Consider the following 4,944-nt stretch of genomic DNA (forward strand, 5'->3'; position numbering starts at 1 on the left):
CCACCATCGAGACCCTCGCCGCCTCCCTCGGCGTGCCCGCCTCCGCGACCTTGAAGAACCTGCTGGTCAAGGTGGACGGCGAGATCGTCGCCGTGGGCGTGCCCGGCGACCGCGAGGTCGACATGGACAAGGTCGAGGCGCACTTCGCCCCGGCCGTCGTCGAGATGGTCACCGAGGAGGACTTCGCGGCCCGCCCCGACCTGGTGCGCGGCTACGTCGGCCCGCAGGGCCTGGACAAGGTGACGTACATCGCCGACCCGCGCGTGGCGCCCGGCACCGCGTGGATCACCGGCGCCAACAAGGAGCACACGCACGCCAAGAACGTCGTCGCCGGCCGCGACTTCGAGGTCGACGCCTACGTCGACGTCGTCGTCATCCAGGACGGCGACCCCTGCCCGAAGTGCGGCACCGGCCTGAAGCTGGAGCGCGCCATCGAGATCGGCCACATCTTCCAGCTGGGCCGCAAGTACACCGACGCCCTCAAGCTCGACGTCCTCGGCCAGAACGGCAAGCCGGTCCGCGTCACCATGGGCTCCTACGGCATCGGCGTCTCCCGAGCCGTCGCCGCCCTCGCCGAGCAGCACGCCGACGAGCACGGCCTGGTCTGGCCCGCCGAGGTCGCCCCGGCCGACGTCCACGTCGTCGCCGCGGGCAAGGCGCTGCAGACCGAGCTGGCCCTCGACGTCTCCGGGAAGCTGGCCGCCGCCGGCGTCCGCGTCCTCGTCGACGACCGGGCCGGGGTGTCCCCGGGCGTGAAGTTCACCGACGCCGAGCTGATCGGCGTTCCCAAGATCCTGGTCGCCGGCCGGCGCGCCGCCGAGGGCGTCGTCGAGCTGAAGGACCGCAGGACCGGCGAGCGCGAGGACGTGACGGTCGAGGAGGCCATCGCCCGCCTGACGGCCTGACCGGTCCGCCTCACGGCCCGACCGGACCGTTCAGGACCGTTCACGGGCCGACCGGATCGCGGCGCGGGCCGCGGCCGGGCCGCACTCCGCGTGCCCGGGCCGCGGCCCGCGCCGTTTCCGGCCGTCGCCGCGCCGCTCCCGGCTCACAGCCAGGTCGCGAACTCCAGCAGCAGTTCGGAGTCCTTCGGGCGTCCGACGCGGCGCGCCCGCACGCCCGACTCCACCGCCCGGAACAGCGTCCAGCCGCGCAGCCGCTCCCGGTCCACCTCCAAGGACTCCGCCAGCCGCTTGACGCGGCGGCGGGTGATGGCCGCGCCCGACGGCGAGGCGATCAGGTCCTCCACCCGGTCACGGACCAGCCGCGCCAGGTCGAACGCCATCTCGCCCACCACCGGGTCCGGGCCCACGGCCAGCCACGGCATCCGGTCGCCGGAGAGCACCTTGCTCTGCCGGAACGTGCCGTGCAGCAGCAGGTGCTCGGGCGGTGCGGCCAGCAGATCCTCGCGCGCCGCGAGCGCCGCGTCGACCAGCGGGGCCAGCTCGGGATCGGCCTGCGCGTCCGCGCGCATCGCCCGCGCCTGCCGGCCCGTGCGCTCCTCGACCGTCTCGAAGGAGTGCTCCGGAGGCGGCGCCACCCACAGCCGGCGCAGCGTGCCCGCCGCCCCCAGCAGCGCCCTCGCCTCCGGCAGCGACCGCACCGACACGTCCGGGTGCAGCCGTTCCAGGCGCAGGGCCCCCGCACCGGTGTCGCCCTCCAGCAGCTGGACCGCGCCGCGTCCGCCCCAGTGCGCCAGCGCGGCCCGCTCGCTCTCCGGGCGGGCCCGGGGCGGGGCCAGCTTCAGCACGGCCGGCGTGCCCTGAGCCGTGCGCACCAGCACCACCAGACTGCTGCGCCCGCCGGGCACCTGCCCCCGCTCGACGGTCAGCCCGGCCCGCGCGACGGCCTGCTGCGCCAGCCCGGGCAGCCGCTCCAGCCAGTCGTCGCCGTCCGGCGCCGTCTCGGCGAGTGCCCGCACCAGACGCCGCGGAGGTTCGAAAGCCATGCGCGAGTCGTTCCTTCCTGGACGAGTCGACGAGGGGAGGCAGGGCAGGCAGGCGGGGACAGGTCCCCAGCCGGTTCCTGCCGATCGCCGACGGGTCATGGGGGCGAGGGGGTCCGCGGCCCTCGCCCGCGGACGCCGTGCGCCCCCCGTGCCCGGCCGCGGACGGGACCCGCGCCGCGCGCCCCCGGGGCCGCCGCGCGTCACGCCGGCGGTGTCGCGGAGGACGCCGTGGCGGCGTCCGCCCGTTCGGCGAGCCCAGGGAAGGCTACGCTCTCCCCGCGCCAGCGCACCGCCCGGACCGCCGCCTCGCGCAGCGCCCCGGCGGCCTCCCGCCGCGCCGCGCCCGCGCTGGCCCGCACCAGGTCGGCGTACACCCCGGCCACCCGGTCCTCCAGCTGCGCGGCGAACCGGATCGCCGCGGCCGCATCCGGCACCGGGAACGGCAGCTCGTACCCGGCGGCGGCCACCACCGGGGTGCCGCCCAGGTCCCGCACCTCGCGCGTCAGCGCGTCCCGGCGCGCCCGGTGGGCGTCGTACGCCGCCCGGGCGTCCGGCCGCCGCTCGCGGCCGATCCGGCCGCCCACCACGCCGTAGCCGTACACCGCCGCGTGCTCGGCGGCCAGTGCCGCCTGCAGCGCCCGCAGCCGCTGCTCGTTCGCCTCGCTCACCCTCAGCCCTCCGTCAGCAGATACGCGTGCGCCGCCCCGGCCGCCGCCACCGAGGCCAGCAGCCGCGCCAGCTCGCCGGGCACCTGCGCCAGCGCGGCCGTGCGGCGGTCGGCGAGCGACCGCTCGGCGGCGGCGAGAGCGGCGAGGGCCTCCTTCGCGGTCTCCGGCACCCCCGGCGACGGCGACCCGGCCGCTGAGGCGGAGGCGCCGGTCCCGGCCGACCCGGCAGAGCCCTGCGTCCCGGCCGCCGCCGTGCGCGGCGCGGACGGGGACGGCGGGGCGGAGGACGCCGCTGCCGCCGTCCCGCCGAACGCCGCCGCGTGCCGGGCCACCTCCGCCCGCAGCGGCCGCAGCCGCCCGGCCAGCGCGGGATGGACGGCCAGCACGGCGTCGTAGCGCCGCGCCAGCTCCTGGCTGTCCCGCACCGCCCGCTCCCGCACCCGCGCGGCGGCCGACGCGGCGCCGCCGGAGTCGTCGCTTCCGGCGGAACAGCCCGCGAGCAGGGCGGCGCCCGCGGCCGAGGCGAGCAGGCTTCTTCGGCGCGGCCCCAGGGTCCGCGAAGGGGAGGGGAACGGCACGGCAGACGTCCTCGGGTGCGTGTCGAAGCTTCAGGGGCGTGATCACCGTACCCGCGCGCCCCCCGGGTGCGACTCAGCGGCACCACCCCCGGCAGGTGGACGGCAACACCCCCCGGGACCGGATACCCTTTGACCAGACACGCGACCATCCCACAACAGCACACGCGGCCGAGGAGTCACCCGGATGAGCACCACCCAGAGCGAGAGGCTGCGGGAACTGCTGGAACCGCTCGTCGCATCCCAGGGGCTGGATCTCGAGGAGATCGCCGTGGACTCCGTCGGCCGCAGGCGAGTGCTGCGCGTCGTCGTCGACTCCGACACCGGCGCCGATCTGGACCGGATCGCCGAGGTGAGCCGCGCGCTCTCGGCGAAGCTCGACGAATCGGACGCGATGGGCGAGGGCGAGTACACCCTCGAGGTCGGCACCCCGGGCGCGGAACGCCTCCTCACCGAACACCGTCACTACGTGCGCGCCACGGGCCGGCTGGTGAAGTTCCAGCTGGCGGACGGCGGCGAACTGGTGGCCAGGATCCTCGATGTCGACGACGACGGCCTCGACCTCGAAGTGCCCGGCGTCAAGGGCCGCAAGGCCACCACCCGCAGGCTCGGCTTCCCGGACGTGACCAGGGCGCGCGTGCAGGTCGAGTTCAACCGCAAGGACAAGAAGGACATGAAGGAAGAGGAGGAGGCGTAGCCGTGGACATCGACATGAGCGCCCTGCGGGGCCTGGTCAGGGAGAAGGAGATTTCCTTCGACCTGCTGGTCGAGGCGATCGAGTCGGCCCTCCTCATCGCCTACCACCGCACCGAGGGAAGCCGCCGCCACGCGCGCGTGGAGCTGAACCGCGAGACCGGGCACGTGACCGTGTGGGCGAAGGAGGACCCGGAGGACCTGGCGGAGGGGCAGGAGCCCCGCGAGTTCGACGACACCCCGTCCGGTTTCGGCCGTATCGCCGCCACCACCGCCAAGCAGGTCATCCTGCAGCGGCTGCGCGACGCCGAGGACGACGCGACGCTCGGCGAGTACGCCGGGCGCGAGGGCGACATCGTCACCGGTGTGGTGCAGCAGGGCCGCGACCCGAAGAACGTGCTGGTCGACATCGGCAAGCTGGAGGCCATCCTGCCGGTGCAGGAGCAGGTGCCCGGCGAGACCTACCCGCACGGCATGCGCCTGCGCTCGTACGTCGTCCGGGTGGCCAAGGGCGTGCGCGGCCCGTCCGTCACTCTTTCGCGCACGCACCCGAACCTGGTGAAGAAGCTTTTCGCCCTGGAGGTGCCGGAGATCGCCGACGGCTCCGTCGAGATCGCCGCGATCGCCCGCGAGGCCGGCCACCGCACCAAGATCGCGGTGCGCTCCACCCGCTCGGGCCTGAACGCCAAGGGCGCCTGCATCGGCCCCATGGGCGGCCGGGTGCGCAACGTGATGGGCGAGCTGAACGGCGAGAAGATCGACATCGTCGACTGGTCGGACGACCCGGCCGAGATGGTGGCGAACGCCCTGTCCCCGGCCCGTGTCTCCAAGGTCGAGGTCGTGGACATGGCGACCCGGTCGGCCCGGGTGACCGTGCCCGACTACCAGCTGTCGCTGGCCATCGGCAAGGAGGGCCAGAACGCCCGCCTCGCGGCCCGGCTCACCGGCTGGCGCATCGACATCCGCCCGGACACCGAGCAGGTCTCGGAGTAACGGAAGGACCCCGCGACCCGGGCCGCCCGGGACCCCCGGCCCGGGTCGCGGGGTCCTTCCGTTACTC

General features: G+C 75.4%; 6 protein-coding genes. 3 read left to right on the forward strand and 3 right to left on the reverse strand.

Annotated elements, in window-relative coordinates:
* On the forward strand, positions 1-905 hold a 905-nt coding region (locus GV126_RS23845), incomplete at its 5' end, for a YbaK/EbsC family protein (protein WP_236570082.1).
* Between the two features lie 143 nt (positions 906-1,048).
* Here the strand turns inward: GV126_RS23845 and GV126_RS23850 are convergent.
* From GV126_RS23850 to GV126_RS23860, 3 genes are all read right to left on the reverse strand, one after another.
* Positions 1,049-1,948, reverse strand: a complete 900-nt coding sequence (locus GV126_RS23850; RefSeq protein ID WP_159670310.1) for an aminoglycoside phosphotransferase family protein — start codon at positions 1,946-1,948, stop codon at positions 1,049-1,051.
* A 200-nt stretch (positions 1,949-2,148) separates the two neighbouring features.
* Positions 2,149-2,616, reverse strand: a complete 468-nt coding sequence (locus GV126_RS23855) for a ferritin-like domain-containing protein (RefSeq protein ID WP_159670312.1) — start codon at positions 2,614-2,616, stop codon at positions 2,149-2,151.
* Positions 2,617-2,618: 2 nt separating this feature from the next.
* Entirely contained in the window at positions 2,619-3,194 is a 576-nt protein-coding gene (locus GV126_RS23860; protein ID WP_159670315.1) for a hypothetical protein, read from the reverse strand.
* A gap of 184 nt (positions 3,195-3,378) precedes the next feature.
* Between GV126_RS23860 and rimP the strand changes: the two genes are divergently transcribed.
* Together rimP and nusA are read left to right on the forward strand one after the other, a co-directional pair.
* Positions 3,379-3,888, forward strand: coding sequence for a ribosome maturation factor RimP (rimP, locus tag GV126_RS23865; RefSeq protein WP_159670317.1), 510 nt, complete (start codon positions 3,379-3,381; stop codon positions 3,886-3,888).
* Between the two features lie 2 nt (positions 3,889-3,890).
* Positions 3,891-4,877, forward strand: coding sequence for a transcription termination factor NusA (gene nusA / locus GV126_RS23870; protein ID WP_185947874.1), 987 nt, complete (start codon positions 3,891-3,893; stop codon positions 4,875-4,877).
* The last annotated feature ends 67 nt before the right edge of the window (positions 4,878-4,944 follow it).

Origin of the sequence: Streptomyces mexicanus (assembly GCF_902506575.1) — a bacterium.
Classification (GTDB): Bacteria; Actinomycetota; Actinomycetes; order Streptomycetales; family Streptomycetaceae; genus Streptomyces; species Streptomyces mexicanus.

Bases quoted from the DNA above. Each gene is read 5' to 3' on its own strand.
- GV126_RS23850 (WP_159670310.1), bottom strand. From the start codon at position 1,948: ATGGCTTTCGAACCTCCGCGGCGTCTGGTGCGGGCACTCGCCGAGACG.
- rimP (WP_159670317.1), top strand. From the start codon at position 3,379: ATGAGCACCACCCAGAGCGAGAGGCTGCGGGAACTGCTGGAACCGCTC.